This window comes from Acidipila sp. EB88, from assembly GCF_003858395.1.
Lineage (GTDB): Bacteria > Acidobacteriota > Terriglobia > Terriglobales > Acidobacteriaceae > EB88.
On the sequence record NZ_QWEV01000005.1, the window covers coordinates 338,857 to 365,852 of the forward strand.

16 protein-coding genes are annotated in these 26,996 nt (G+C 64.9%); 6 read left to right on the plus strand and 10 right to left on the minus strand.

Annotated features, from left to right (window positions below; translation table 11 throughout):
- Nucleotides 1-28 precede the first annotated feature (28 nt).
- The 3 genes from D1Y84_RS02360 to D1Y84_RS02370 form a co-directional block, all read right to left on the minus strand.
- A complete protein-coding gene (locus D1Y84_RS02360) occupies nt 29-1,486 on the minus strand; it encodes an O-antigen ligase (RefSeq protein WP_158615274.1) in 1,458 nt (485 codons plus the stop codon).
- A gap of 20 nt (nt 1,487-1,506) precedes the next feature.
- A complete protein-coding gene (locus D1Y84_RS02365; RefSeq protein ID WP_158615275.1) occupies nt 1,507-2,328 on the minus strand; it encodes a polysaccharide biosynthesis/export family protein in 822 nt (273 codons plus the stop codon).
- Between the two features lie 76 nt (nt 2,329-2,404).
- The gene (locus D1Y84_RS02370) at nt 2,405-4,717 is read right to left on the minus strand and encodes a GNVR domain-containing protein (RefSeq protein ID WP_124847088.1); all 2,313 of its coding nucleotides are present in this window, start codon (nt 4,715-4,717) and stop codon (nt 2,405-2,407) included.
- A gap of 521 nt (nt 4,718-5,238) precedes the next feature.
- Between D1Y84_RS02370 and D1Y84_RS02375 the strand changes: the two genes are divergently transcribed.
- Nucleotides 5,239-6,243 carry a glycosyltransferase family A protein gene (locus tag D1Y84_RS02375; protein ID WP_124847089.1) on the plus strand — a complete coding sequence of 335 codons (1,005 nt, stop codon included), beginning with the start codon at nt 5,239-5,241 and terminating at the stop codon, nt 6,241-6,243.
- The gene (locus tag D1Y84_RS02380; RefSeq protein ID WP_124847091.1) at nt 6,219-7,217 is read left to right on the plus strand and encodes a WecB/TagA/CpsF family glycosyltransferase; all 999 of its coding nucleotides are present in this window, start codon (nt 6,219-6,221) and stop codon (nt 7,215-7,217) included. The genes D1Y84_RS02375 and D1Y84_RS02380 overlap by 25 nt, the downstream gene beginning before the upstream one ends.
- A gap of 218 nt (nt 7,218-7,435) precedes the next feature.
- Here the strand turns inward: D1Y84_RS02380 and D1Y84_RS02385 are convergent, their stop codons facing one another.
- On the minus strand, nt 7,436-7,759 hold the full coding sequence (locus tag D1Y84_RS02385) for a VOC family protein (protein WP_199726342.1): 324 nt from the start codon (nt 7,757-7,759) through the stop codon (nt 7,436-7,438).
- 137 nt (nt 7,760-7,896) lie between these two features.
- Nucleotides 7,897-9,018: a glycosyltransferase family 2 protein gene (locus tag D1Y84_RS02390; RefSeq protein ID WP_124847093.1), complete on the minus strand. Its 1,122-nt coding sequence runs from the start codon at nt 9,016-9,018 to the stop codon at nt 7,897-7,899.
- 156 nt (nt 9,019-9,174) lie between these two features.
- Here D1Y84_RS02390 and D1Y84_RS02395 point away from each other — a divergent pair, with 156 nt between their 5' ends.
- From D1Y84_RS02395 to D1Y84_RS02410, 4 genes are all read left to right on the plus strand, one after another.
- Nucleotides 9,175-10,611, plus strand: a complete 1,437-nt coding sequence (locus D1Y84_RS02395) for an NAD(P)/FAD-dependent oxidoreductase (protein ID WP_233581006.1) — start codon at nt 9,175-9,177, stop codon at nt 10,609-10,611.
- Nucleotides 10,612-10,766: 155 nt separating this feature from the next.
- On the plus strand, nt 10,767-13,589 hold the full coding sequence (locus tag D1Y84_RS02400) for a TonB-dependent receptor (RefSeq protein WP_124847095.1): 2,823 nt from the start codon (nt 10,767-10,769) through the stop codon (nt 13,587-13,589).
- A gap of 169 nt (nt 13,590-13,758) precedes the next feature.
- Nucleotides 13,759-14,844, plus strand: a complete 1,086-nt coding sequence (locus D1Y84_RS02405) for a glycoside hydrolase family 43 protein (RefSeq protein ID WP_233581008.1) — start codon at nt 13,759-13,761, stop codon at nt 14,842-14,844.
- A 135-nt stretch (nt 14,845-14,979) separates the two neighbouring features.
- The gene (locus D1Y84_RS02410) at nt 14,980-15,360 is read left to right on the plus strand and encodes a DUF3291 domain-containing protein (RefSeq protein ID WP_233581010.1); all 381 of its coding nucleotides are present in this window, start codon (nt 14,980-14,982) and stop codon (nt 15,358-15,360) included.
- A gap of 72 nt (nt 15,361-15,432) precedes the next feature.
- On the opposite strand, the gene ligD is transcribed toward D1Y84_RS02410, so the two are convergent.
- The 5 genes from ligD to D1Y84_RS02435 all read right to left on the minus strand — a co-directional run bounded on the left by ligD (nt 15,433) and on the right by D1Y84_RS02435 (nt 26,959).
- On the minus strand, nt 15,433-18,978 hold the full coding sequence (gene ligD, locus D1Y84_RS02415) for a non-homologous end-joining DNA ligase (RefSeq protein WP_124847099.1): 3,546 nt from the start codon (nt 18,976-18,978) through the stop codon (nt 15,433-15,435).
- A gap of 71 nt (nt 18,979-19,049) precedes the next feature.
- On the minus strand, nt 19,050-19,751 hold the full coding sequence (locus D1Y84_RS02420; protein ID WP_124847101.1) for a hypothetical protein: 702 nt from the start codon (nt 19,749-19,751) through the stop codon (nt 19,050-19,052).
- 247 nt (nt 19,752-19,998) lie between these two features.
- On the minus strand, nt 19,999-21,297 hold the full coding sequence (locus D1Y84_RS02425; RefSeq protein WP_124847102.1) for a hypothetical protein: 1,299 nt from the start codon (nt 21,295-21,297) through the stop codon (nt 19,999-20,001).
- 57 nt (nt 21,298-21,354) lie between these two features.
- On the minus strand, nt 21,355-24,756 hold the full coding sequence (gene treS, locus D1Y84_RS02430) for a maltose alpha-D-glucosyltransferase (RefSeq protein WP_124847103.1): 3,402 nt from the start codon (nt 24,754-24,756) through the stop codon (nt 21,355-21,357).
- 49 nt (nt 24,757-24,805) lie between these two features.
- Nucleotides 24,806-26,959: an alpha-1,4-glucan--maltose-1-phosphate maltosyltransferase gene (locus D1Y84_RS02435; protein WP_124847105.1), complete on the minus strand. Its 2,154-nt coding sequence runs from the start codon at nt 26,957-26,959 to the stop codon at nt 24,806-24,808.
- Nucleotides 26,960-26,996 lie beyond the last annotated feature (37 nt).

The following is a 26,996-nucleotide window of genomic DNA, read 5'->3' on the forward strand; positions in this document are numbered from 1 at the left end:
GCGCTGCGGCGAGTCGGTGCTGCGGCGATCAGAGCCATGGGCTGCCGCCATGGTGCATACCCCTAGGCTGCGCAATCTTCGCATGAAGGCCCGAAAGCTCAGGCGTGTCCGCAGCAGAGCGGCGCTGGAGCCATGGGACCATCCGGTTACCTGCTGGCAGCCACATACTTGGCGACGGCATCGATTCGCAGGATGCAAGCGCGGGCGCGATCCAGCCAGTTGAGGTCGGTGATGGTCGCACGCTCGCAAGAACAGCGCGAACGTGCCGGCGAGCCGAGGCCTGAACCTCCAGCTGGACCAGCACTGCGCAGTACAGAACCCAGAACAAACCGTTAAAAGTGAGCAGGGTGTTTTCATCAATGTCGTAGAGCGCGACAAGCAACAGGATGGAGAAAGGCCATGCCGCTTCTTCGAATTGCCCTGCGCGCACCTCGGGCCACAGAAGAACCAAAGCTCGCGTAAACCCCGCAAGGAACAGCAGCAGGCCTGCACCGCCGAGTTCCAGCCAGATCTCAAGAAACCCATTGTGCGCGTGAAACAGCACGAACTTGAGCGCCACGACGACGTCCCACGAAGCGCCTTGCGCACCGTGCCAGAATGCCGAAAACCCGTACCCTAGCAAGGGCCGATGCCGGATCGCGAGCCACACCTCGTGCCAGATCGCAGTGCGCCCGGTGAGCGTCGGATCCCTGCCGATCAACTCGGCAATCACTGGGAACTCGGCAACGCCGAAACCGCACAGGCAGCTACCGACGATGATCGAGACCGCGAAGAATGCCGTGCGGGTGCTGCGCTCAAGAGCACACCCTGCCCGAAACATGCCCAGTGCGGCCAGCAGCACACCACCCAGCAGCCATGCCCCACGCGATCCGCTGAAGCCAAGCTCTGCCACGAACAAGAGCAGCATGATGCCGCGCGTTGTGGAGAAGCCACGCTGCGTGCACATGGCGGCGATGGCAAAAACCATTGCCCGGCCACACGCATTTTTCTGCGTGAAGGCTCCCTGCCAGTCGCCACCGTGGCCGGTGGAAGCATCGAGGCCGATGGCAGGAAAAGTCAGGGCAAGCACCGCGGACCAGAACGCCAGCACGAGGAAAGTGCAGCGCACCAGCACGAGCAAACGCTGCTGAGGAAAGCGAAGCGTCAGGCAGGCAGCGAATGCGGATGCCATGCCAAATGGGATCGCGCGCCGTGCTGTCAGTCCAGGGTCGCTGGACCACGCGATCGATGCAAGCGCCCAGCCCGTTAGGGTAAGTGGGGCCAACAGCAACATAGCGCTCTGTCGCATAAGCTGACGGTGTTGCACCAGGAACACTGCGATGATCAAGTTCACGACCAGCTGTGCGCCCACGCCGATCAGAGTCTGCAGAGCAGTCGCCGCGGCCCCCGTCATTTCATTCGCCTGGTTGGGCGCGATGCCAGGAATTGAGCCCGCGACGCCGAAAAATATCAGCACGGCGACAACCGAGAGATCCTCCAAACGCACTGTCTTAAGCCTGTGCATCGCTAATAGGCCGCGTAGATGATGGCTGACGATGCTGACGCCGCGACCGAAGCAGAGCCCAGGGCCAGGTTCTTGCTGAAGGAGAATGGTATGTACACGATGTCGTTGTTTTCCAAGGCAGGATCAGGAAGCTTTCCGCGCTCGACATCCTTCAGGTGCAGCGGCACTTCAAGCGTTTCTCCGTGTACGCGGCGGATCAGGTGAGCGCCGCCCTCGGAAGCAGTCTTGGAAGCACCGGCAGCCAGCGAGAGAGCTTGCAGCAATGATAGGTGCGCATCATCTTCCATCAGGTACCCCCCTGGACGGCCCACATCGCCCAGCACATACACGATGCCGGCCCGGGGAACCAGCACCGCATCACCAGGCGCCACCAGCGCGTCGACCATCGGAGGGGCGGAAATCAATGTATTCGGAATGAAAACGGTATCGATGCTGCCGGATACCCGGCGGATGGTGACGTGCCGGTCAGCAGTTTTCAGCAGCCCACCTGCTTCCGCGAGAACATCAAGCAGTGGGCGGCGACCGTTCAATGTCACCGGACCGGGCTTTGCCACATCACCCAGAACTTCTACTTCCCGCGCAGCAGACTCTTCCACAAGCACGGTGACCTGCGGCGCGTTGAGGAAGCCCTGTGCCTCGAAACGCTTGGCTATGGTCGCTGCGGCATCCGCGGCAGAGAGACCAGCAACAGTCACGGTGCCGATCAGCGGAAGCGTGAGGGTGCCTGCATCTTTCACGCGTATCTTGCTGTCGAGCGCATCCTCACGGAAGACATGCACGGACACAAGGTCACCCGCACCCAGCACCACGCTCTCGGGCGGCAAAGAAGGCTGCTGTGCGAACCCGGCGCTGCGGGTAGTCAGCAGGAGCAGCCCGCATATCAGTACGCGGTAAACCGACTTAGGAGACCTGCGCAGCATAGCCACCTCCCGGGTAGCCGAAATGAGCGTGAAATGCCTGCGAATCAAGAGCGACATCATTCAGAACAACGCCGATCGCTCCACGCGTCGATCCATGGCACTGCAAAGCTTCCAAGGAGCGCGCCAGAGCCTGGTGAGTCGTGTGTTTATGCCGGACTACCAGGAGCACTGAGTCGCTCTGTTTCGCCAGCAACAGTGCATCACTGCTGGGCAGCACGGCCGGAGCATCCAGTACCACCAGGTCATAACTCCAGCGCCATTCCTTCAACAACTCCGCGAGCCGCGGAGAGCTGAGCAGGTCGAGCGGAGCCGATGCAATTTCACTCCCCGCCAGGACGTCCAGGCTGGGAGCATGCGTGAACTGTGCTGTTGCCGGAACCCGGCGCGGTCCCGAGAGCGCCATCGCCAGACCATGCACCTGTTCGGCCTGCGCCAGAACATGTAAAGCCGGATTGCGCAGGTTCGCATCCACCAGGAGCACGCGCGACCCTCCCTGGGAGAAAAGCTTGGCAAGATCGAGCGCGATGGTTGTTTTGCCTTCCTTGGGCAGGGCGCTGGTCACAAGCACAATCCGCGACGTTGAGCCTGCATCCACGATCTGCAGAGCGGTCCGTAGAGATCCGATCCCTTCCCTGAAGCCAGGGGATTGGAGGTCGTGGATCACAGAGGGCGGCAAGAGGGGCGCGTAACCGGCGTCAGAGATGGAGAGGTATTTGCCTAGCTGGGCGAGCAGGCGTCCCATAGAACGACGCTCGGATCCTGTTGGTCCGGCAACCGGAACGATTCCAAGAAGTGGCGCACCGATCACGCGCTCGACCTGCGCAAGTGAGTAGATCGTGTCATCCGTGAGCTCGCGGTAGGCGGCAATGCCCGCACCCAGAAACAAGCCAGCGATGGCGCCGGATGCCAGCCAGAGCGGGATGTTAGGTGACGTAGGGTGGCGAGTGTCGGGCACCTGGGCCGCGCTGACCACGGACAGGTTATTAGCATGCAGGCCTTGCAGCAGGCTGGCCTGCTTCAGCTTTGATAACAAGCTTTCATAGAGTTCCCGGCTGTTGTCTGCCTCCTGCTTAGCCAACTGGTACGCGATCACAGAATCGTTCTGGCGAGTGGCCAGCTTCTTCTGCGCTTCAAAAGCTGAGCGCGCTCCCTGCTCCTGCTTTGCAGCCACCAGCCAGTCCGTATGCGCACGCTCGCCGAGGCGCTTCGTCTCGTTGGAGATGGAGCTTTCGATATCACTCAATTGCGCCTGCTCTTCGGCAATCTTTGGGTAGGCCGGTCCATAACGCACACGATCCTGCGAGAGTTCCGCGAGCGCCTGCGCCTCCTGCTGCCGCATTCCCTGGAGCAGCGTGAGGGAGGTGTTGATGGAAGCGACCGTACCTGTGCTCGAGTTTCCGCTGAGGCTGGAAATCAATTCAGGGCTGCCGTTTGCCGCGACCTGATCGATGCTTTCCTTAAGAAGGCGGTTGTTTTCTGCAGCGGTCAGAGCCTGGTTCAGGCTGTCGAGTCGCTCGAGAACAACGTTGCGGGAAGCGTCGTCCCCATAAACGCCGGTGCCTCTCTGCAACTGCGCTGCTCGCGACGTGGCTTGCTCCGCCCGTACCCGCAGGTCTTCAAGTTGGGCTTCAAGCCAATGCGAGCTGCGCAGCGTCGCATTGAACTGCTGCTCGAACGTGAGGTCGCCTAGGCTCTGCGCGATGGTGTTCGCCACAAGGGCCGCCCGTGCCGGGTCCGGGTCACTGTAGGAAATATCCAGAAGACGGGTTCCCGTAACGGGTTGCACTTTCAAGTGCGCTTTGAAGATCTTTTCCGCGACGGCCCTGCGGTTGGGTGCCTGCTCAAGGGGCGTGGAGAGTGGTTCAAGCGGCGAGCCGAGGTGAAGCCACTGCGGCACCAGGCCTCCGCCGCGCGCGACAGGCGCAAAGTAGTCCGGTGTGGGTTCAAGATGCGCCGCCTTGATGACAGCAACCGCAAGTGCCGGCGAACGCAGGATGGAAGCCTCGGTTTGCAGCGTCAGGTTGAAGTCGAGCGAGTCCCCTGAAGCAGGCACCTCGGGGATGCCGGTCACTGTGCTTTGCAGCCCGAAGGCTCCACTCTCGACCTTCTGCACCTGGATCTCGGTTGTGGCCCGATAGCGCGGAGTCGACAAAAAACAGAGCAGACCGGATGCAAGGGTGAGGAGCGCGAACGGCCAGACGAGCAGAGCACGCCTGCGATGCAGGGCCGCGGCCAGCAAGGCCAGCGTCAGCGGTTCAGCCGCTGTCGACGGCTGCATGCTTTGACTGTTCATCGGGCAAAGTCCAGGGCAACAGCGCCTCACCCGGCGCGGCTGCTACGCAATCTTGAAAGGTGTTGTTGTGGCAGACACTAACACCGCATCCTCGCCGCGGGCAGATTACGTCGGTTATGGAAGGAACAAGATCGGCTGCACATTTATGCCTGGAGGCGAGTAGATAAGAAGAAAGACACGGATGAAAAGGTTCTCAACGCGGCCCATCGGTCGGTTCAAAGTCTGTTTCGTTCGCGCGAAAGGCTTGGGCACGAGCACTTGACGCCTCTGCTTCTGCCTGTTGGGACTTTGGTTGTGTGGAAGTGTGGTCTGGGAGTTTGGCCATAAATTGATGAGACGCGGGCGATGGTGCCATCCAAGCATGCAGTCACAAGGAACGCGGCACAGCAGCACCAAGGAATGCAGCTACAAGGCGTCGGCGAAGCACGAGGCAAGTGGTCAGCGGTGTGGGATTCCGAACAAGCGTGACGCACAAAGCTCCTGCGGAGTTTGACCGCACACCGCGTCAGAGAGGAGGGGGGATGGCACAGGATGATCCGGCACGATCGATGTTGACGGTGGGGCTGCCCGTGCACAATGCGATGCCTTACCTCCCGGAGTCGCTGGAAAGCCTGCTGCAGCAAAGCACGGATGACTTCCAAATACTGGCAGTGGTTGATGGCTCCACGGACGGCAGCCTCGAGTATCTCCATTCCATTCGCGATGCGCGCCTGCGGGTGCTGGAGCAGCAGCATTGCGGGCTGACTTTTACGCTGAACCGCATGCTGCGGGCCTGCCAGACGCCGTGGCTGGTGCGGCAGGATGCCGACGATCTCGCCACGCCGGATCGGCTGGCACGGATCCTGGAGGCCATCAAGGAGCATCCGGATGCGGGCATGTTCTACTCCAACGCGGCTTACTATCCGCGGCGGCGCAGTGTAGGCCTGTATCGCTGCACACGCGGCACGCCGGACCAGATCCGCTCGGTGGCGCGCTCCGGATACCTTCCTGCCATCTGCCATCCCAGCGCGACACTGAACGTGGCCAAAACGCTTGCCGTGGGCGCATACCGCCCTGGCATCCAGTGCGAGGACGCGGACCTGTGGTGGCGCATGGCGCTTGCCTACGACATCCATTTCATCCCCGACGTGCTGCTGCTGTACCGGCAGAACGCGAACAGCCTCACCACGCGCAACCTGCACGAGCAGGCGCTGCATGGCCTTTACGTGCAGTACCTGCTGCTGTCGCAACTGCAAAGCAGGGTTCCCGAAACACTGGGCCAGGTGCAGGATGAACTGCTCGCCCTGCTCCAGAAGACGCCGCTAGTAGCCAAGGAAAAGCTGCGCCTGTTCAACATGCACCTGGGCGAAGGCAAGCCGGTGGCGGCCCTGCGCGCTTTGCTCTCCTCCTTCGTCGCTTCTCCCCGGTATGTGCTTGGCCGCGTTCGCGACGAGATGCTGCCCTCAGGCTCCATTGCCAATGGAGTGGAACCGCAACTGTTTCAGCAAAGGAAAGACACGCTGTGGCCTCAACACTCTTCCGTCTGAGAAGCGCCGCGGCTGCGCGGCTGCACGATGGCACCTCCATGGTCCATCCGTCCGAACAGCGCGTCTACTTTGGCGCTGCGCCGGTGGACGTGGTCGACATGGAATCTGCCGCCAGCTGGCTGCTGCTTGAGCTGCAGCAGAGGCAGACGGAACCGCCGCAGGAACCGCTGCAGATCATGGGGCCGAATGCTTTCCTGGTGTCGCTGGCATCGCGCAACCGCAACTTCGCCGAGGCACTGAACCGCGCCACGCTGTGCCTGCCAGACGGCATTTCGGTGGTGTGGGCTGCCAGACTGCTCGGCGTCCACATGCCGGAGCGGGTGCCGGGTGGCGAGTTCATGGAGCGGATGTGCCAGCTTTGCGCGGAGCACGGCCTCTCGATCTACCTGCTGGGCGGCATGCCCGGGGCAGCTTTCGGAGCAGCCCAAGCATTGCAGCAGCGCTATCCAGGGCTGCTGATCGCCGGCACCGATTGTCCGCCGCTTGGCTTTGAACAGGACGAGCAGCTGAACGACGCGGTGCTGGCGCGCATCACGGCGGCCAAGCCTGACCTGCTCTGCGTGGCGCTGGGTGCGCCCAAGCAGGAGATCTGGATGTTGGATGAGTGTGGAAGCCTGCCAATCGGCGCCGCACTGTCCGTGGGCGCAGCGTTTGACACGCAGGCAGGGTTGAGGAAGCGGGCGCCACGCTGGACGCACGGTATTGGCATGGAATGGCTGTACCGGTTGGCGATGGAGCCACGCCGTTTATGGAAGCGCTACCTGCTTGGCAACCTTGCCTTTCTGTCGATTGTTGCAGAGGAGTGGGGGCGGCAGCGTCGCGCGCAGGCGGTGGCGAAGCTGCTGCACTCCGGGCCTGGACACCCGCTGGAAGCCGATACGCAGCCGGGAGAAAAAGGTCCGGACGAGCTGCTGCATGCCTCCGCGGGCTTCACGGCGGAGCATGGATCGCCCTCGGACTCGAAGCACAACTGAGAGCGAGACAGGCGCGGAATGCCCCGCGCAGCATGGGGCAAAAGCGTGTTCCTAACGACGGGTCGCTCGCCGCCTCGCCTGAGCGGCCGCGACCGGCCGTATCGCCGAGGCAGGCGTCAGGCAGCGGATGAGCAGCAGGCGGGCGGCCTAGCGGCACGGGCAGTCCGATGCGTCAAGCGGCCCACGATGCGCTAGACGGGTAGAGTGCGTCCGTCGGATCAGGCGGGCTGCCACACTTCGACGCGATTGCCTTCGGGGTCGGTGAACCACCCGAAGTGGCCGAACTCGTACTGTTCGCGCCTCGAATCGATGGGGATGCCGGCGGCGGCAAGGCGGTCCAGGATGGCGGCGAGATCGTCAACCCGAAAGTTGAACATGGCAGGTTGCGCGGTTGGGAAATAGTCGTTGCCACGGGAGAACAGGGCGATTGCGAACTCCGCCTCCGGTGGCGCCTTGGGAAAGACGAAGCCGGCCGGACCGTGTTCGAGGCCGAGGTGCTCGGCATACCAGGAGTACGGGACCTTGGGGTTCTCTGCGCGCAAAAAACACACCGCCAAAGCCGGTGATCTTCGCCATCGTTGCCTCCTCAGGAGTGCGGGATGCAATGCACAGGGAACTTGTACCCATCCCGCGATATCTCTCCACTGCAATCTGCGTGTATCCCGGGCCATACGGCCGGTCAGGCGGGGCGGCGGTGGGCGGATGGCACGGGGCGAACGAGGTCCCGCAGGCGACGGCGGGTCTGCTGCGGCAACACCAGGAAGACCACGAGTGGTACGAGGTTGGCGAGGCGCACCGGTGCGACCGTGAGGGCGAGGCGGAGCAGCGCGAATCGCTCCAGCCAGGGCATACCCTGGGCCTGTGCCGCGCACTCGGTCGCGAAGAATGCAGACAGGGCTTTGGGCGTGAAGAGATGGCGGCGCTGCAACGCCCAGTTGGCGGAAAGGTGCCAGTCGCGAACGCGTCCGACGCTTTGGCGCTCCCCTTCCACGTGGAAGACCACGAGCGGGGTGGTGCCGACGCAGCGGATGGCCACGCTGGGGTCAGCGGCGGCGCGCAGCAGCCAGTCCCAGTCCTGGTGCTTGCGCAGGCCCGGGGTAAACGGTAGGCGCAGCAGCAGCCGGCGCGGGATCAGCAGGGTCGAGGTCTGGAGCAGCGCGTCGCCGTAGCGCCAGCCGCGGCGGCAGAAAAGGTACTCGGCCAGGGGCTCGGCAGGGTCGTAGGGCAGACGCGGCCACTGTTCTTCCCACTGGGGGCTGCGGGCGAGCACGGGGCAGCTGAGCACGACATCCTGGCTGGCCGCGAAGTTGCCTCCGGAGGTTGCCGCAGTCAGACCAGCCACCGCAGCACGGGAATCCCTCGATGCAGCCAGATCATTCGCCGCAGCCGGGTGAGGCCTTGCATCCGGCTCACGTGCCGCAGCCGGAGCATGAGCCCCGGGCGTGTCAGGGTGCTCGAGGGCGTCGAAGTACTCCAGTTGCGCGGCCAGTTTGCCTGGCAGCCAGAGGTCGTCGTCGTCCAGGAAGGCGATCCAGTCACCGGAGGCAGCGCGGACGCCGGTGTTGCGGGCTTCGCCGCCGCCGACCGAGGCCAGCAGGGGCAGCACCCGGAGCCGCGGATCGTGGATGCAGTCGAGCACGACCTGCGAAGAGAGGCTGAGATGGCCGCTGGATTCGGGGCCGTCGATGACCACGATGACCTCCATGGGGGCGTGGGTCTGCGCCAGGGCGCTCGCAACGGCGAGCCGGACCATGGCAGCGCGGTTGCACGTGGGGATAACAACGCTGACGCGGTGGCGCATGGATCGAAGCTCCGTGCGGGCGGTGCCCGGGAATATGCTTGCTGTGCGGGGTGTTGCCTGCAGGTTAAGCGATGGACGCGAAACACAAGGCAGCCGCGCGCGCCGGCAGGTACACCGAGGTAAGCGGATGGGAATGACAGAGAACGAGGCGGGCGAGTGACCGGGGCGAAGGCGGGTGCGCCGAGCCGCGTCGCGGTGGTGGGGTCTGGCCCGAACGGACTGGCGGCCGCGCTGGTGATGGCGCACGCGGGCTTCCAGACCGAGGTGCTGGAAGCCCAAGCGACGCTGGGTGGCGCATGCCGCACGCTGCCGCTGACGCTGCCCGGCTTCCGGCATGATTTTGGCTCGGCGGTGCACCCGCTGGCAGCCGGCTCGCCGTTTCTGCGGCAGCTGCCGCTGGAGAAGCACGGACTGCGTTGGCTGCACCATGAGGCGCCGCTGGCGCATCCGCTGGCGGACGAAACGGCAGTGGTGCTGGAGCGGAGCCTGGACTCGACAGTGAAGGACCTGGGCCCGGATGGGGCCGCGTGGCGGCGCATGGTGGGGCCGTTGGTGGAGCACTGGGACGAGATGGTGCCGGATTTGTTACAGCCGCTGTTGCGCATTCCGAGACACCCATTGTGGCTGGCGCGCTTTGGATTGTTTGCGGCGCAGCCGGCGCGCCTGCTGGCCGACACGATGTTCAAAACAGAGCGGGCGCGAGCCTTGTTTGCGGGGCTGGCGGCACACTCGTTCCTGTCGCTGGACGCGCCGTTTTCAGCAGCGGTGGCGCTGGTGCTGGGCGCGGCAGCGCACGCGGTGGGCTGGCCGATTCCGGAGGGCGGCGCGGGCAGCATCACTGGGGCCATGGCGAGCCTGCTCGCGGACTGGGGTGGGGCCGTGGAGTTGAACCGCGAGGTGCGGTCGCTCGACTCCCTGGGGGGCCGGTATGAAGCAATTACGTTCTTCGACACGACTCCGGGGCAGATGCGCAGGCTTGCGGGCGATCGCTTTCCGGCGAGTTACGCGCGCAAGCTGGCGCGGTTCCGGCCGGGACCGGCGGCGTTCAAGGTGGACTATGCACTGAGCGAACCGATTCCCTGGACAGCGGCCGGATGCCGCAGGGCGTCTACCGTGCACCTGGGCGGAACGCTGGGCGAGATTGCACGATCGGAACGGCGGATGCTGCGCGGCGAGCGCACCGACGACCCGTACGTGCTGGTGGCGCAGCCGACGCTGCGGGACCCCACCCGCGCGCCCGCAGACAGGCACGTGGCCTGGGCGTACTGCCATGTGCCGCATGGCTCGCAGGTGGATGCCGTCGAGGCGATCGAGGCGCAGATGGAGCGGTTCGCACCGGGGTTCCGCGAGTGCGTGCTGCATCGCAGCGTAGCTTCGCCGCGCACGCTCGAGGCAGGCGACGCGAACCTTCAAGGCGGCGACATCAGCGGGGGCGCGATGGATATTGTGCAGCAACTATTTCGACCGACGCTGCGCGCGTATCGGACCCCGGACCCGCTGCTGTTTCTTTGCTCTTCGTCCACGCCGCCAGGCGCGGGCGTGCACGGGATGTGCGGCTACAACGCGGCGAACGCGGCGTTGCGGCGCTGGTAGCCGAGCCGCATGGCCGATGCTGCGGGAGAGAATGCAGGCGGCGTGTAAATAAATCGTGAATGCTCTGAAACGAAACAGCAACTATGCCCGTCCAAACGCTGACTTAAGCAGCGGTGCCAGTGGGCCGGCAGTGAGCTAGTGGCACAGGAGGGCTTTTGCAGCGAAGACGCCTTGGAACTCTCGCCCTGTTCACAGCACACACCGTCCTGCTGGTTTCCGGGAGCCTTGTGCCCCCCGCGTATGCGGAGGAAGCTGCACAGAAGCTGTCGCTGTCGGGCAGCGTCAAGGACCCGAGCGGCGCGATCGTACCCGGTGCGCTGGTGGAGATCACGGATGCGCAGGGCAAGCGCTCCACGACGACGGCGGATGCGGCGGGCGTGTACCGCTTTGCGGAGCTGGCGGATGGCACGTACACGGTTGCTGTCTCGGCCGGCGGTTTTGCCACCAACACCGTTACAGGTTTGCAGGTGAGCGCCTCCAGGCCGGTGCTGCTGAATGTGACACTGCAGATTGAAACCGCGCGGCAGGATGTGCAGGTCACGCCAGGGGGCGCGACGGACACGGCGCCGGACCGCAATGCGGATGCGATCTCGATCAGCGGATCCGCGCTGGACATGCTCTCGACCGATACCGGCATGATGCAGCAGCAGTTGCAGGCGATGGCGGGCGCGACGGGCGATAGCGGGAGTGCATCGCTGTACGTGGATGGATTTTCCAACGGCAAGATGCCGCCCAGGAGTACGATTCGCGAGATCCGCATCAACCAGAACCCTTACTCGGCGGAGTACGAGGAGCAGGGTGGAGGCCGGATCGAGATCTTTACGAAGCCGGGCACGGACAAGCTGCATGCGGAGGTGACCGCGTATGGAACGGACTCATCGTTCGACTCGCAGAACCCGTTTGCGACGGAGCCGCAGCCGTTTCACACGTGGAACCTGGAGGCTGACTCAAACGGACCGCTGGGGAAGAAAACTTCGTTCCTTGCGGGGATTCGCCTGAATCATGCGGCCAACGTGTCAGTGGTGAACGCCGTGACGCTGGACAACAACAACAACCAGACACCGCTGGAGGCAGTGGTGGATTCGCCGACGGACTACAACGGGTTGTCGGTCAAGATCGACCGGCAGATCAGCACCAGCAACACGCTGACGGCGCGGGTGGACTACGGGCACCAGAACCAGCAGAACTCTTCGGTTGGCCAGCTGCAGTTGGCGTCCCAGGGCTTCGGGCTGGTGAACAACTTCACGATTCTGCAGATGAGCGACTCGCAGATCTACGGGCCCAAGATTGTGAACGATACGCGCTTCCAGTATCAGCGGGCGCGCTCCACGCAGGACCCGGTGAGCACGGCGGCGGCGCTGGTGGTGCAAGGCGCATTCACCGGCGGCGGCAGCGCGCTGGGGCACATCACCGACAATACCGACCAGTACGAGTTACAGAACTACGCGACGTTCGACCTGGGCAAGCACTTTGTGCGCGCCGGGATACGGCAGCGTATTGGTCGCGATGCGAACAGTTCGACGGCCAACTACAACGGCGAGTACATCTTCTCAACGCTGGGGGCGTACCAGGCAGCGGAGCAGCAGATCGCGGCGGGCGCGACCACGGTGGCGGGTGCAAGCCAGTTCAACATCACCACCGGCGACCCCGCGGCGACGGTGCTGCTGGCGGACACGGGGCTCTTTGCCGAGGATAGCTGGAAGATCACGAGGAAGTTTACGGCCACCTATGGACTGCGCTTCGAGACGCAGAATCACATCACGGACGAGCACGACTTTGCGCCGCGGCTTGCGGCTACCTACAACATCGGCGGCGATGGCAAGAAGCCGCCGCTGTTTGCGCTGCAGATGGGCTTCGGCGTGTTCTACACGCGGTTCCCGATCGCGGACCTGCTGCAGGCGACTCGACTGAATGGCGTGTCGCAGTCGCAGTATGTGCTGACCAACCCGGTGACGTATCCGCAGATACCGGCGGCGAGTGCGTTGCAGGGTGTGGGGCAGGTGCCGCCGACGCTGTACCGCATCGGCAGCACGTACCGCTCGCCGTATCTGCTGTATCCGAGTGTGAGCCTGGAGCACTCGTTCCACGGGGGCAGCCAGCTTTCCTTCGGATATCGAGGATCGCGCGGAGAGCACCTGTTGTTGCAGCACAACATCAACGCGCCACTGCCCGGCACGTATAACCCCGCGGTGCCGACGAGCGGGGTGCGGCCGTTCGGCACGCTGCAGAACATCAACCAGTACGACACGGAAGGCGTGTCCAACAGGAACCGTCTGTTTGTGAACGGGCATGTGCACACCAAGCCGCTGGAGGTTTTCGCGAACTACACCTTCGGCTATGCGCGGTCGGACACGAGTGGCGGCTTCCCGATGAACCAGTACGATGCGCGTGCGGATTATGGAAGGGACAGCTGGGACCCGCGCAATCGTTTGTTCCTGGGAGAGTTTCACCACATGCCGGGCGGGGTGAGCGGCGGCTTTTTCATGATTGCGCAGACGGGTACGCCGTTCGACATCGTGCTGGGCAACGATCTGAACGGGGATAGCCAGTTCAACGACCGGCCGTCTTTTGCCACGGACCTGACGCGGGCCAGCGTGGTGCGCACGCAGTACGGCAACTTCGATACCGCCCCGATTGCCGGGCAGAAGATCATTCCGCACAACTATGGCAACGGGCCGGGCGTGCTGTTGCTCAACACGTACTGGGAGAAGAGCTTCGCGTTCGGGCCGAGGCTTCAGCCGGGGCCGGATGATCCGAAACCGGTGCTGAAGGCGGGGCAGAAACCACCGGAGCTGCCGCAGAAGTATGCGTTCACCGCGTCGGTCGAGGCGGAGAACCTGTTGAACCACGTGAACCCTTCGCCACCGGTTGGCACGCTTGGCTCGGCGCTGTTCGGCAAGTCGAATGCGCTGAATCAGAACTACACGCAGGGCTCGGCGAATCGGCAGATTATGTTTATTGCCAAGTTCAGCTTCTAAATGAGCTAGTGACAGTTACATTCAAGACTCAACGGCAAGACCGCCTGCGCGGCTGACGGCCACTTCGTGGCGGATCTTTCTTTAAAGGGCGTTCAGGGCCGCTTAGAATGGTGGGCAGTGGTGGCGGAAACTGCTGCCTGCGCTTGAATCTCTCTTACTGGATGTGCCCGTGTTGCGAGTGTCTCGGCTTTTGAGTGGTGCTGTGGTGGTAGCGGCTTCCCTGCTGTGTGGAACCAGCGGGTGGGCGCAGGCGAGTGCCAACCTTGCGAAGTTTGGCTGGTATGCGGATCCCGAGGTGCATATCTTCGGTGGCGCGTACTGGATCTATCCGACGTCATCGAACCCGGCACCGGCAAGCGGCGAGCATCGCACGTTCAACGCGCTGCAGCAGCAGTTGCGCGGGCGGCCGGTGGTGCACCCGGTGTACCTGCTGCATACGTCGCTGGACGCGTTTCGCTCGACCGACCTGGTGCATTGGCAGAAGCAAGCGGATGTGCTGGATGTGAAGAACGTGGGCTGGGCGGCGTATGCGATCTGGGCGCCTTCGGCGATCGAGCTGAACGGGAAGTATTACCTGTTCTTTGCGGCCAACGATATCCAGAAGAACGACACGAACCCGGGCGGGATCGGCGTGGCGGTAAGTGACAAGCCAGGTGGGCCGTTTGTGGATGCGCTGGGCAAGCCGCTGATCGGCGCATTTCACAACGGGGCGCAGCCGATCGATCCCATGGTTTACAAGGATGACGATGGCTCGATTTACCTGTACTACGGAGGCCAGGGGCACTGCAACGTGGCCAAGCTTTCGGCGGATCTGAAGCAGGTGATCCCGATGAAAGATGGCTCGCTATATCGCGAGATCACGCCGGAGCATTACGTGGAAGGCCCGTTCATGCTGAAGCGTAAGGGCGTGTACTACTTCATGTGGTCGGAAGGTGACTGGGGCGGGTCGAGCTACGGGGTGGCGTATGCCAAAAGCACGAGCCCGACCGGGCCGTTCGTGCGCGTAGGCAAAATCCTGCAGACGGACCCCGCGGTCGCGAACGGGCCGGGGCACCACTCGGTGCTGCAGATACCGGGCACGGACGAGTGGTACATCGTGTATCACCGGCACCCGCTGGGGACGACCGGGCCGAACGAGCGCGTGCTGGCGATCGATCGGATGGTGTTTGACGCGCACGGCGATATTGAGCCGGTGAAGATGACGATGCAGGGCGCGGGGCCGCTGCCCGTAGCCGGGGCGGCGCGGAAGCACTAAGATTCGTCCTGGTGCAGGGCGGTCTGGATCGCGACTCGCCGGGCGGGGCGAAAGCAGCCGGGTCCGGCCGCCTGCTCGCGGTGGGTGCGCATGTTTGTAAGTCTGACCCGGTTACGACTACGGTCTGTCCGGTTTGTGCCCGGGTTCATGCTGCATGCGGTGCAGGCCAACCAGCAGGTAAGCCGTGCAGCCGGGTTTCAAAAGGGCGTGTTGCTGTGGGATCGACGCTGGTGCTTCTGGACGATGACCGGATGGGACAGCCAGGAGAGCATGCGAGCGTTTATGACCAGCGGCGCGCACCGGAAGGCGATGCCGCGCCTGATGGAGTGGTGCGACGAAGCCTCGGTGGCGCACTGGGTGCAGGATGAAGCGGCGCTGCCGGAGTGGACGGAGGCGGACCGCAGGATGCGCGAGAGTGGGCGCGCGTCCAAGGTGCGACAGCCCAGTGCGCGGCATGCGGGGTTGCAGTACGACGCTCCGCGAACCACAGCGACTGGATCGATTCCAAAAGCCTGAGCAGGTGCTTGGAGGGCAATTGCCCGCCCTGCGGACGCTCGTTGCCCGGGGCAAGCGGCAGACCGCTGCTGCTCAGCCGCGGCGGCCTTTGGACCGGGGAGCATCGCTTCCGGTTTGCGCGAGCACGGCTTCAACGACCTCGGGATGGAGCGTCTGCGGGCGCATGGCGGCCCACGGGTCATTGTGTGGCGCGGCGCGCTCGCGCCAGTCGGCAAAGTTGGAGATTGCGAAGGTGGGCGGCCCCGAGGCGAGCTCGTCCCAGCGCAGCGGCACGGCCACGCGCATGCCCGAGCGCGCCCGCGGGGACCACGGGGCGATGGCGGTGGCGCCGCGCTCGTTGCGCATCCAGTCGATAAAGATGCGGCCGGTGCGGGCGGCTTTTGTCATTTTGATCAGGTAGAGCCTGGGGTCGGTGCTCTCGATGGCGGCGGCGATGCCACGCGCGAACAGGCGCATGGCGGGCCACTCGATGGAGGGTTCAAGCGCGACCACGAGATGGAGGCCCTTGCCGCCGGTGGTCTTGATGAAGCTTTCGAGTTGCAGCTCCTGGAGAAAGGCGCGAATGGCGTGGGCGCTTGCGACCAGCGTGTCCCAGGCGAGGGCTTCGTCCGGGTCGAGATCAAGGATGAGGCGGTCGGGCTGCTCGAGCGAGGCGGCAGTGGAGCCCCAAGGGTGCAGCTCGAGCACGCCGAGCTGTGCAAGCGCCTGGAGCGACTCGGGAGTTTCGAGGGCGATGTAGTCCTCGGAGTGCGCGGGGTTGTCGCGGTCGGGGATGGGGATGGCGGCGACGCTCGCGGGGAGGCCGACGGCGACGTGCTTCTGGAAGAAGCACTTGGCGGAAGTGCCGCCAGGGCAGCGCACGATCGAGACCGGGCGGTGGAGCAGGTGCGGGAGCATTGCGGGGGCAACGGCGGCGAGGTAGTCGGCGAGCTGCTGCTTGGTGGTGTTGCTGGTGGCGTCCAGGATCTTGTCGGGGTGGGTGAGGCGGGTCTGGGACTTGGTTGGTGCGGGGGACTGGGCCGGGGTGGATGGGGCTGGCTGCTCGAGCTTTGCGGCGGCTGGCTTTTTTGCGGGTCGCGTTCTGGGTGCTGGCACCGGGGCCGGAACGTCCGGGACGGGTTCGCTGTTTCGCACAGTGACAGGCTCAGCCTCCGCCTTGCTGTTCCGGGCTTTGCGGGGGGCTGCGGCCTTGCTGGCCGCCAGGACAGGGGTTTGGGTGCTGGCGGAGATGGGGCTCTTTTTCGGAGCGCCGGTACCGCTGGCGAGTGGCGCGGTTTGGCTACCTGCGGCTGGGGCGGCTTCTGTGTCTGGCGCTGGAGTAGTTGCTGTTTTTTTGACGGAGGACTTTGAGCCTGGCTTTGACGGCGTAGAGGGTGGCTCAACTTGGCGGGCAGCCTCCTCTCGAACGGTGATTTTCGCCTCCTCATCGGGGCGGAGCAAGAGGGTTTCTTCGCGGAGAACTTCGCTGGCGGGCTTGTCGGTGCGCAGGCCCTGGAAGGACGCATGGCGGAGCGAGCCGTCAGCGGTCCAGGTAGCGAACTGCACTTCGCAGACCAGCTCAGGGCGGACCCAGAGGCCGTCCTTCTTGGCTTCCCAGCCGAGCGGGGCGCTGTAGGCGGGTTTGGCCTGGCGCAGGGGTTCAAGGAGGGCGCGCACGTCGCGCGCCGTGGCCTGCGAGAAGCCGGTGCCGCAGCGGCCGCAGTGGATCAGCGCGCCGTCCTGGTAATAGCCGAGCAGCAGCGAGCCGAGGCCGGTGCCACGGTCCTTGGGCGGGGTAAAACCGGCAATCACGAACTCCTGCCGGTGGGTGCACTTCAGCTTGAGCCAGGTATCGGAGCGGCCGCTCTGGTAGCGCGATTCGCCGTGCTTGGTGATGATGCCCTCGGCACCAACCTCGCAGGCGTGCGCGTAGACCCGGTCGGCAGACTGCTCGAGATGCTGCGAGAAGAGCAGCAGCGGGTCGTCGGCCTCCGGGATTAGCGGCTCGAGGATGAGCTTGCGCTGGCGCAGGGGCACGCGGCGCAGGTCGTGCCCGTCGAGGTAGAGCAGGTCGAAAACGAAGTAGGAGAGGGTGGCGGCTTCGCCTTTTTCAAACGCGGCCTGCAGGGTGGCGAAGCTGCTCTGTCCGTCGGCGTCGAGGGCGACGAGCTCGCCGTCAAGGATCGCCTGCTCCACCGGGAGCTTCGCGCAGGCGCGGGCCACGGCCTTCATGCGGTGCGTCCAGTCAAGGCCGGAGCGGGTGAATAGCGTCGCGGTGAGGGCGCCTGCCTTGTCGTGGCGCAGGTGGGCCTGCACGCGGTAGCCGTCAAGCTTGAGCTCGTGGAGCCAGCCGGAGCCGGGCGGCGCGGTTTGCGCAGGCGAGGCGAGCTGGGGCGGGATGAAGGCGGGCATGGGAGTGAGGGGTGCGCCCTGGAGCCAGGAGTCGGTGGTGCTGTGTTCGGCGGGGGGCTGCCTGGAAGCTGGTTCGCGATCTTGGCTGGGAGCTTCCTGATGGGCGGCAGCGGCGGCCGGGTCGGCAGCTTTGGCGGGAGCGGTGTCCGCGTCGTCAGCTCCTCGGGAAGCGGCCCCGGCAGCTCGTCCCTCTGTGCGCTTTGCTGGAGCAGGAGCCTTGTTTGCCTTGGTGGCGCGCTTTACGCTGGCGGTCTTGTTGGCTGCGGCCGCGGACGATGCTGCGGGCTTCGCCACTTTGGGCGGGTCCGGATCGGGCTCTTGGTCCGACTCGGAGCCGGGCTTGCCGGGGATGGGCGTTGCTTTCAGATGTGCGTTGCTGAGGCGAGCTTTGAGGCGGGAGCGGTTGGCGGGCGGGTGGTCGCCTGCTTCCCCGCTGCCGTGCTCGGCGGGGCGCGAGTTCCAGACGTGGTCCTCGGCGGCGGCGATGGCTTCGAGCGAGCGGCCGGTCACGACGGAGTCGGGCGCCTCGTCGGTGATAGCCGGGGCGTCAGCAGGTCGCTCGTTGCCGTCGTGTTCCTTGATCAGAAGCCAGTTGGGCTTGGCGTCTCCCTTGGAGTGGTCGCCGGCCCAGCGGGAGTTCATGCGGATCAGCGTCCAGCGGCCTTCGAGCTTGGTGCCGTGGAGGATGAACTTGATGGCGCCCTTTTGGAGGCCCTCGTCGAAGTCATGGCCGGGGAGCGGCTCCCAGGTGCCCTGGTCCCAGACCAGCACGGTGCCGCCGCCGTACTGGCCGCGCGGGATGGTGCCTTCGAAGCCGCCGTACTCCATGGGATGGTCTTCGACCTGGACGGCGAGACGCTTGTCCGCTGTGTTGTAGGACGGGCCTTTTGCGCAGGCCCAGCTCTTGAGCACGCCGTGCCAGCCGAGGCGGAAGTCGTAGTGGAGGCGGGTGGCGGCGTGTTTCTGGATGACGAACGGGAGGGTATTGGCACTGGTTGGCGCGGCGCTGTCGCCGGAGGGCTCGGCGGTGGTGGCAAAGTCACGCATGGCGCGGTAACGCTCGAGTTGGGCATCGACTTCATCGCGGGCAGTGGCAGGCGGGGACGACTTGTCGGGGGACGCTGCCGGCGCCCTGGACTTCTTTGCAGCCGTGGGCGGCACGGTATTCGCGGCAGGCGCGGTCTTTCGCTTCGCTGCTGTTTTCCTGGGAGTCTTGCTGGTCGCCATCGAACACCCCGCGCACTGGGAGGATCGCTCAACGCATGGGCCGGCCGAAAGCCGGCCCATGCGCGGGCTGGTTAAAAGTGGTGGATACGCTCGTCAGCGACCGGAACGGGTGTGGGGCGGGTAGCGACTTCGCGCTCTAGGGAACGGCTGACCAGGTCGCGGGAGCCGAGGCCCACGGCGAGGGCGAGCGCGAGCACGATGCCGCCGAACAGGATGCCGAAAGCCAGATCGACGATGTGGCCGCCAATGGCGAGGTGGTCGAGCACCATGGCAGCGGTGAGTACGAGCACCATCCACTTGACGCCGGTGCCGAGCAGGCGGGCGTACTGGAGGTTCATGTTGACGCCCGAGATCAGCACGGAGCGGCCGAGCACGCGGGCTACCAGGGTGCCAACGAAGAGCAGCACCAGCGCACCGATGACGCGGGGCACGTAGGAGAAGACATAGGCGGAAAGTCCGGTGTCGGAGGAGCCGGCCTCGAAGGCGGAGATGCCGACCAGGACGCCCAACAGGAACACACCCCAGAAGACGACCCGCGCGATCAGCAGCGAGGGCGAGTGGGTCCATTCGGCGAAGTTGTCGCTCTGCTCAAAGCGTGCGTCGAAACGGAGGGCGGCGAGAATGCGACGCACGCCAAAAGCAAGCCCTGCGGCGACGGCCCAGAAGATCAGCAGGACCACCACGAACGCCACGATACCCGGCAGCAGCATCACGATCTTGGTGATGACGCGCCCTACTGAATCCTGCAAAGACTGTGCGATCTGCTGACCCATTGCGGTTCCTCCGGTTTGGTGCGGTGCGTCCTCGCGACGCGGTGTTGCCTGGTTTGCTGCGCCTTACGGCTGCGCAATTGTTCTCACAGGGGATGCGTTTCGGTGACTTGCACCCCGTATCCGGCGCCGCAGGGGCCGCGGATCCTTCGCTGCACTCAGGATGACAGCCCTTTTGAACCCTTGGGAAGCGGCTTCGATGCCGTTTCTCTCCGTCATGCGGAGCCTCGCCCAGGACTGCTGCTGCCGACTATGGATTGAACCGGTCGGGCCAGCGCCAGCGGCGCACCAGGTATGGCTTGCCGTCTTCAAAGGCACGGGCCAGGCGTTCGGCGCGGGCCTCAGCCTGAAACGCCGGGTCGGCGGATGCCTCCTGGATGTACGACGCGACCCAGCCAAGGTAGAGCGGGGTAAGCGCGCCGAGCAAGTGGGTGCGGTTGATGGTGCGGAGGCGGTAGCCCAGCGCGAAGTCGTAGATGATGCGCACCCAGAGCTCGTCGGGCAGGCGGAACCTCTCGGCAGGCAGCAGGGTGATCCGCTTGAGATCGAGCAAGGTGACGGGCGGCAGGATCATGCCCCAGACATCCTGCAGCGAGCGCGAGCCGAGCACAAAGGACTTGATCATGGGCGCAGTGTCGACTGTTTCCGAGCTGAGCGGCGCCGCGACGGGGGCCGCGAACTGCGAGAACGGCACGGAATGCTGCGCGGCCCTGACCCTTTGCCAGAGCGGCGCGTGGAGTTCCATCTCGCCGAAGGTGGAGCCCACGAGCTGCGCGATCACGGTGGCGAGATCGAGGTCGCCGGACGGCGTGGGGTGCTGAAGACCGAGGCGGACCTCGGCGACGGTTGCGTCCATGGCGGCGGCCACGGTGGTTGGCCACAGGACCGAGGTGCCGGTGGAGCCGCCGGAGTGGGCGCGCATACGCAGGCGGGCGGCCATGCGGCTGGACAGGGCGAAGTCGGGCGCAAGCGGAAAGCGCACGTGCTTGCCATAGAGGGCGCGGGTGAGCGGCGCCAGGATGCTGTGGTTGAGCAGTCCGTCAAACGGACCCTGCGCGTAGGACGCCATGACGAGGTCAGCTTCGCGGGTGAGCACGGGCGCGGTGAGCTGCAGCAGTGCGGAGGGCTCAAGCGCGGCGAGGTCAGGGTGCAGCAGCACCACGGACTGCGCGCTGCTGTCACTCGCCAGGGCGAGCAGAGCAGCCTGGGCCGCGGCGGTCTGCGCCCAAGGCGAGGCCGGGGTGCCGGTTGCCTCGGCAGTGGGCAGCGGGTAGGACAGCAGATCAAGCTCGGGCGTGATGGCAGTGCGCGTGGTGTCGGCACCGGCGTAGGCCAGGGTGACATGCGTGCCCTGCATCGCGGCAGCCAGCGAGGCGGCATGCGCCCGGACCAGGTCGATATCGGCAACACCGGTGATGCCGGCGAACAGGGTTGCGGCAGGAGCCGTTGCCGGACCGGCCCCGGGGCTCGCCGGCTCCGCAACAGGTGCGGTCGGCAGCACGGGCTCCGCCGCTGCGGGGTGAGTAAGGAGCTCGGGTTCTGTTTCCATCGGCTCTGCTTCCATTCGTGACATGCGCTTGTGTTGCTCCAAGGTAGAACGGTGCGGTTATTGCCCACCCCAGGCCACGGGGCCGCGGGAGAGTTGCAGGATGCCGGACAAGGGAATGCGCACCCAGGTGGGGCGGTTATTCAGTTCGTAGACCAGTTCATAGAGTGCCTTGTCGAGTAGATACACGTCGAGCAGCTGTGTAAATCCTGCATCGTCAGAAGGCACGATAGGCGAGCCGGCAGTGGTTTTGCGGTAGGAGGCGAGGAACTCCGCGGAGACCGCTGCTTCCCAGAGGCGGGCCCAGGGTTCGAGCTGGTCGTAGTCCTGCGGGCGGCGTGCCGTGGAGCGGTTAAGCGCGGCATACGCGGCGTAGGAGAACGAGCGCAGCATGCCGGCTACATCCTTCATCGGCGACTGGCGAGCGCGACGTTCTGCAAGCGAGCGAGCGGGCTCACCCTCGAAGTCGAGGATCACGAAGTCGCCCTTGGAGCGCAGCACCTGGCCGAGGTGATAGTCGCCGTGGACGCGGATGCGTACAGGCGCTGTCTCAAAGGCGGAGAGTGCGGCGAACTTGGCAAGGATGGCGCGGCGGCGGCTGAGCAGCAGCCCGGCGAGCTCGATGGTGCTCTCGGAGGCCTCGCCGGTGTTTTTGCCGAGCGCGGCACGTAGCGTATCGAAGGCATGCGCGCCGTGGGCGGCCAGCTCTTCCTGCAGGGCGCGCAGGTCGTCGGCGGACAGAGTGTCGGAGCCGAACGCGGGATCGCTGGTTTGCTGCGCAAGGGCCAGGTGCATCTCGGCGGTGCGGCGGCCCAGGGTGCAGGCTGCCTCGAGATAGTACCCGGCGGCATCGCGTGCCTGCGCCATGGCGGGGCCGTCGTGATCGATCGCGGCACCGGGTTTGGGCAGTGAGGCGAGTGGGTACTGCGAGGCGAGACGGCCCTCGTAGAAGCGCTGCAGTTCTTCCAGTGTCCACTGCCAGCCGTCGCCCTCGTTGGGCACGAGGCCCTGGAGCATGGCGATGGTTGCGGGCTCCTGCCCGTCGGCGGAGTACTCGATGGATCCGCCGAATGGAGCGATGTTGCGGAAGGGCGCGACCTCGGTCAGGAAGCGGCCAATCTCCGTATCAGGGTTGGGGCCGAACTGCAGGCGGCGGAACAGCTTCAGGATCAGGCGGTCGCCGTAAAAGATCGACGTGTTGCTCTGCTCGGCCGAGGAGCGGCGCGGCGCAAGAGTGCCGGTGCCGCGCAGGTCGGTGAAGACCGAGGACGCGGTGCCGCGCAGTGCGCCATTGCGCATGGGCAGCTCTTCCCCGTGCGCAAGCAGGGTGAGCAGCGCGTTGGCGGCTTCGTCGGTGTACATGGCGTCGGCAAGGATGCCGGTGGCGCCATTGGCGAGGCCCGGCACCAGCACGGTGCCGATGATCGCAGTGGGCGAGGCTTCGCGCAGCGCAGTGGCGGCTTCGCCGAAAAGCATGGTGAGCGGCACGAGATAAATATCGGGTGCGGCTACCTCCTGGTCGGTGTAGCGCACCTCGACCACAGCGAGGGCGATGGAGCTGGTTGCGCTGGTAGCCAGCGGAGACCAGTCTGTCACCGTGGTAGTGGCGATTGTGCGGCTCTTGGCGCCGAACCAGCGCTGGCGCGGCATGTAGTCGGGCAGCAGGCGCTGCTCGAACAGGCGGCCGGCGGCAGCGAAGACCGACTCCCAGTCATGCTGCTGACGGATGGAGAGGTGCGTCTCTCCTTCCGGGCTGGCTGCCTCCTGGATGGCCGCGCGGTCGGGCGAGGGCTGCAGCTCAAGCCAGAAGAAGCCGTAGGACGCGAGCGTGACGTGGTATGGCGCCTTGGTGATTTCGGGGAACTCGACGTAGCCGAGCATCTCGACCGGCGTCATGCCTTCGAACTCGGCGAGATCAAGCGTGGCTGGCTGCGCAAAGCGCGACAGGTTGGCGACGCACAGGATGGTCTGGTTCTCGTCTTCGCGGATGTAGGCCAGGACCTTGCGATTATCGGGTGCGAGGAAGCGCAGGGTGCCGCGGCCAAAGACCTGGAAGAGCTTGCGCAGCGAGATCATGTTGCGCATCCAGCTCAGAAGGCTCGACGGGTCAGACTGCTGGGCCTCGACGTTGATGGCCTCGTAGCCCCACACGGGGTCCATGATGACGGGCGAGAAAAGCTTGGCGGGCGAAGCGCGCGAGAAGCCAGCGTTGCGATCGCCCGACCATTGCATGGGGGTGCGCACGCCGTTGCGGTCGCCGAGATAGATGTTGTCGCCCATGCCGATTTCGTCGCCGTAGTACAGGATCGGCGTGCCGGGGAACGAGAACAGCAGCGAATTGAGCAGTTCGATACGGCGGCGGTTGTTGTCGACCAGCGGCGCAAGGCGGCGGCGAATGCCGATGTTGATGCGCATGCGCGGGTCGGCCGAATAGGCAAGATACATATAGTCGCGCTCTTCGTCCGAGACCATCTCGAGCGTGAGCTCGTCGTGGTTGCGCAGGAAGATGCCCCACTGGCAGCTCTCCGGAATGTCCGGGGTCTGCGCCATGATGTCGGTGATCGGCAGACGGTCTTCCTGCCGCAGGGCCATGTAGATACGCGGCATCAGCGGAAAGTGGAAGGCCATGTGGCACTCGTCGCCATCGCCGAAGTAGGGGCGCACGTCCTCGGGCCACTGGTTGGCCTCGGCCAGGATCAGGCGGCCGTCGTAGTCGTCATCGATGGCCTTGCGGATGGCCTTGATGGCAACGTGGGTCTCGGGCAGGTTCTCGCAGTTGGTGCCGTCGCGCTCGATCAGGTACGGGATGGCGTCCATGCGGAGGCCGTCGACACCCATGTCGAGCCAGAAGCGCATGACGTTGATGACTTCTTCGAGCACCTTGGGGTTGTCGAAATTGAGGTCGGGCTGGTGCGAGAAGAAGCGGTGCCAGTAGTAAGCCTTGGCAACCGGGTCCCAGGTCCAGTTGGACTTCTCGGTGTCGGTGAAGATGATGCGGGCTTCCTTGTAGAGGGAGTCATCTTCGGTCCACACGTAGTAGTCGCGCTCGGGCGAGCCGGCGGGCGCATTGCGCGCAGCCTGGAACCACGGGTGCTGGTCGGAGGTGTGATTGATGACCAGCTCCACCATGACCTGCATGTCGCGGTCGTGCGCGGCGTTGAGGAATTTCTTGAAGTCTTCGACGGTGCCGTAGCTCGGATTGACCGAGAGGTAGTCGGAGATGTCGTAGCCGTCATCGCGCAGGGGCGACGGGAAGAATGGCAGCAGCCAGATGCAGGTGACGCCGAGGTCCTGCAGGTAGTCCAGCTTGGTGAGCAGGCCGGGAAAGTCCCCGATGCCATCGTTGTTGCTGTCTGCGAACGCACGCACGTGCAGTTCGTAGATGATCGCATCTTTATACCAGAGTGGGTCGGACGCACTTCCCTGCCGCTTCAAGCCTGCCTCCTGGAACCAGCGGTGCATTTGCAACCGCTGCTGTTTCTTATTGGTGCTGTCGGAAGAGTGGCGGCGGTCATGCGCGCACCACGAAGAGATGAGCCGGTTGTACCACAGGATCGAGGGCGACGAAGTTGGAGGGGCCGGTCCAGGTGTAGGACGCGCCGGAAAGCAGGTCTTCGCAAGTATAGGTCGACTGGTCGGTGAGTGCTAACTGGGCGGTATCAAGATACAGCCAGCCGCTCTGCCGATTGGACGGGTCGAGGTTGACCACGGTGAGCACAACGCTTGCCCCATCGGCCGAGCGCTTGGAGTAGGCGAGCAGCTGCGGGTTCTCGCTGTGGTGAAAACGCAGCGACTGGTCGAAGGTCCGGAGTGCCGGGTGCTCGCGACGCGCGCGGTTGACAGTAGCAATGAGCTGGGCGGTGGGATTGTCGAGCGCGAGCGGCCAGTGCTTGAGCTCGTACTTTTCGGAGTCGAGGTACTCTTCGCCACCCGCGCGAAACGGCGCGTTCACCAGGTTCTCGAAGGTGCCGCCGTAGATGCCGTACGAGGGGTTGAGCGTGGCGGCCAGCACGAAGCGCAGCGCGTGCGCGGGCTGTGCGGCGGCGCCGGTGTGCTGGAGGTTAAGCGGGTTGATGTCGGGCGTGTTGGGCCAGAAGTTGGGGCGGAAGTACTGCCATTGCTCGGTCTGCGTGAGCTCGGTGAGGTACTCGGTGAGTTCGGCCGCGGTGGTGCGCCAGCAGAAGTAGGTGTAGCTCTGCGAGAAGCCGACCTTGGCGAGCTGCTCCATGACGCGCGGGCGGGTGAAGGCCTCGGCGAGGAACAGCGCGTCGGGGTATTGGCGCTTCACCTCGGCAATGCACCACTCCCAGAAGGGAAAGGCCTTGGTGTGCGGGTTGTCGACGCGGAAGATGCGCACGCCGCGCTCGGCCCAGAAGAGAAACACGTCGGCAAGTGCGTCCCACAGCGCTTTCCAGTCCGTCGACTCAAAATCGATGGGGTAGATGTCCTGGTACTTCTTGGGCGGGTTCTCGGCGTACTGGATGGAACCGTCGGCACGGTGCTTGAACCAGTCGGGGTGCTTCGCGACCCAGGGATGATCAGGAGCGCACTGGAAGGCGATGTCGAGGGCGAGCTCTAGGCCGTGGGCTGCCGCAGACTGCAGCAGGCGGTCAAAGTCAGCCATCGTGCCGAGCTCGGGGAGCAGGTCAGTGTGGCCACCCTCGGCTGCGCCGATGGCCCACGGGGAACCAATGTCGCCGGGCTGGGCGGTGACGGCGTTGTTCTTGCCCTTGCGGAACGAACGGCCGACCGGGTGGATCGGCGGCAGGTAGAGCACGTCGAAGCCGAGTTTCTTGAGGTACGGGAGCTTCCCTTCCACGTCCGCGAGGGTGCCGTGGGTCTGGGCATCCGGACCGGCGGAGCGTGGAAACAGCTCGTACCAGGTGGAGTAGCGGGCGCGCTCGCGGTCGACCTCGACCAGCAGGGTGCGGGCGTGACGGGTTTCAAGCGCGGTGTTGGGATAGCGGGTGACCAGGGCGAGCAGGTCACTGGCGAGGCCGGGGGCAGCGAGCGTCGCGCGCTGGGTGCCGGCTGAGTCGACTGCCTCCGCGGGCGCATCGTTAGGGGCCGCTACGAGCGTGGAGCCGGCGGATGCATCCGGTGTGCTGGACTTGATCTTCTTTGCCGGCTTGGCGGTGGCCCCGGAAACGATCCCGGACCCGGTGCCCTGCTCAAGCAGGCCAAGCCTGTCGCCGTTTGTGCGAAGCAGCTTGGCGGCTGCCTGGAGCTGTTTCTGATCCTTGCCTTTGGCGCGGGCGGCGGCAGCTTCCACCAGCAGGCTGCCGGTCTGGAGTTCCAGCGCGACGTCCTGCCCGGCGGCAAGCTTTTTGCGGAGACCATCCTGCCAGGTATCAAAGTGGTCGATCGAGGCGACAATCGTGTACTCGTAGTTGCCGGGCACGGCTACCGGAAAGCTGCCCTGCCAGCGGTCGTTGCCAATGGTGCGCAGTGGCGTAGAGACCCAGCCTTTTTCGCCGGCGCGGCGCCACAAGAGGCGCGCTTCGACGTGGTCATGTCCGTCTCCGAAGATGTCGGCCTCGACCACAACGGTGTCGCCCTCGACGCGTTTGGCGGCAAAGCGGCCTGCGTCGATCTCGGGGGTGACATGCGTGATGACGACCCGATTCTGCCCATCATTCGGTTTCTGAATTTTTCCGCCTGCCATCGTTCCTCTGGTTTGGGTGCTCGGTTGTGAAGGCCTG

Excerpts from the sequence above, each read along its gene's own strand:
- D1Y84_RS02370 (WP_124847088.1), bottom strand. The coding sequence starts at position 4,717 with ATGAACAGTCAAAGCATGCAGCCGTCGACAGCGGCTGAACCGCTGACG.
- D1Y84_RS02390 (WP_124847093.1), bottom strand. The coding sequence starts at position 9,018 with ATGCGCCACCGCGTCAGCGTTGTTATCCCCACGTGCAACCGCGCTGCC.
- treS (WP_124847103.1), bottom strand. The coding sequence starts at position 24,756 with ATGCACCGCTGGTTCCAGGAGGCAGGCTTGAAGCGGCAGGGAAGTGCG.
- ligD (WP_124847099.1), bottom strand. The coding sequence starts at position 18,978 with ATGGCGACCAGCAAGACTCCCAGGAAAACAGCAGCGAAGCGAAAGACC.
- D1Y84_RS02375 (WP_124847089.1), top strand. The coding sequence starts at position 5,239 with ATGGCACAGGATGATCCGGCACGATCGATGTTGACGGTGGGGCTGCCC.
- D1Y84_RS02425 (WP_124847102.1), bottom strand. The coding sequence starts at position 21,297 with ATGGAAACAGAACCCGAGCTCCTTACTCACCCCGCAGCGGCGGAGCCC.
- D1Y84_RS02435 (WP_124847105.1), bottom strand. The coding sequence starts at position 26,959 with ATGGCAGGCGGAAAAATTCAGAAACCGAATGATGGGCAGAATCGGGTC.
- D1Y84_RS02420 (WP_124847101.1), bottom strand. The coding sequence starts at position 19,751 with ATGGGTCAGCAGATCGCACAGTCTTTGCAGGATTCAGTAGGGCGCGTC.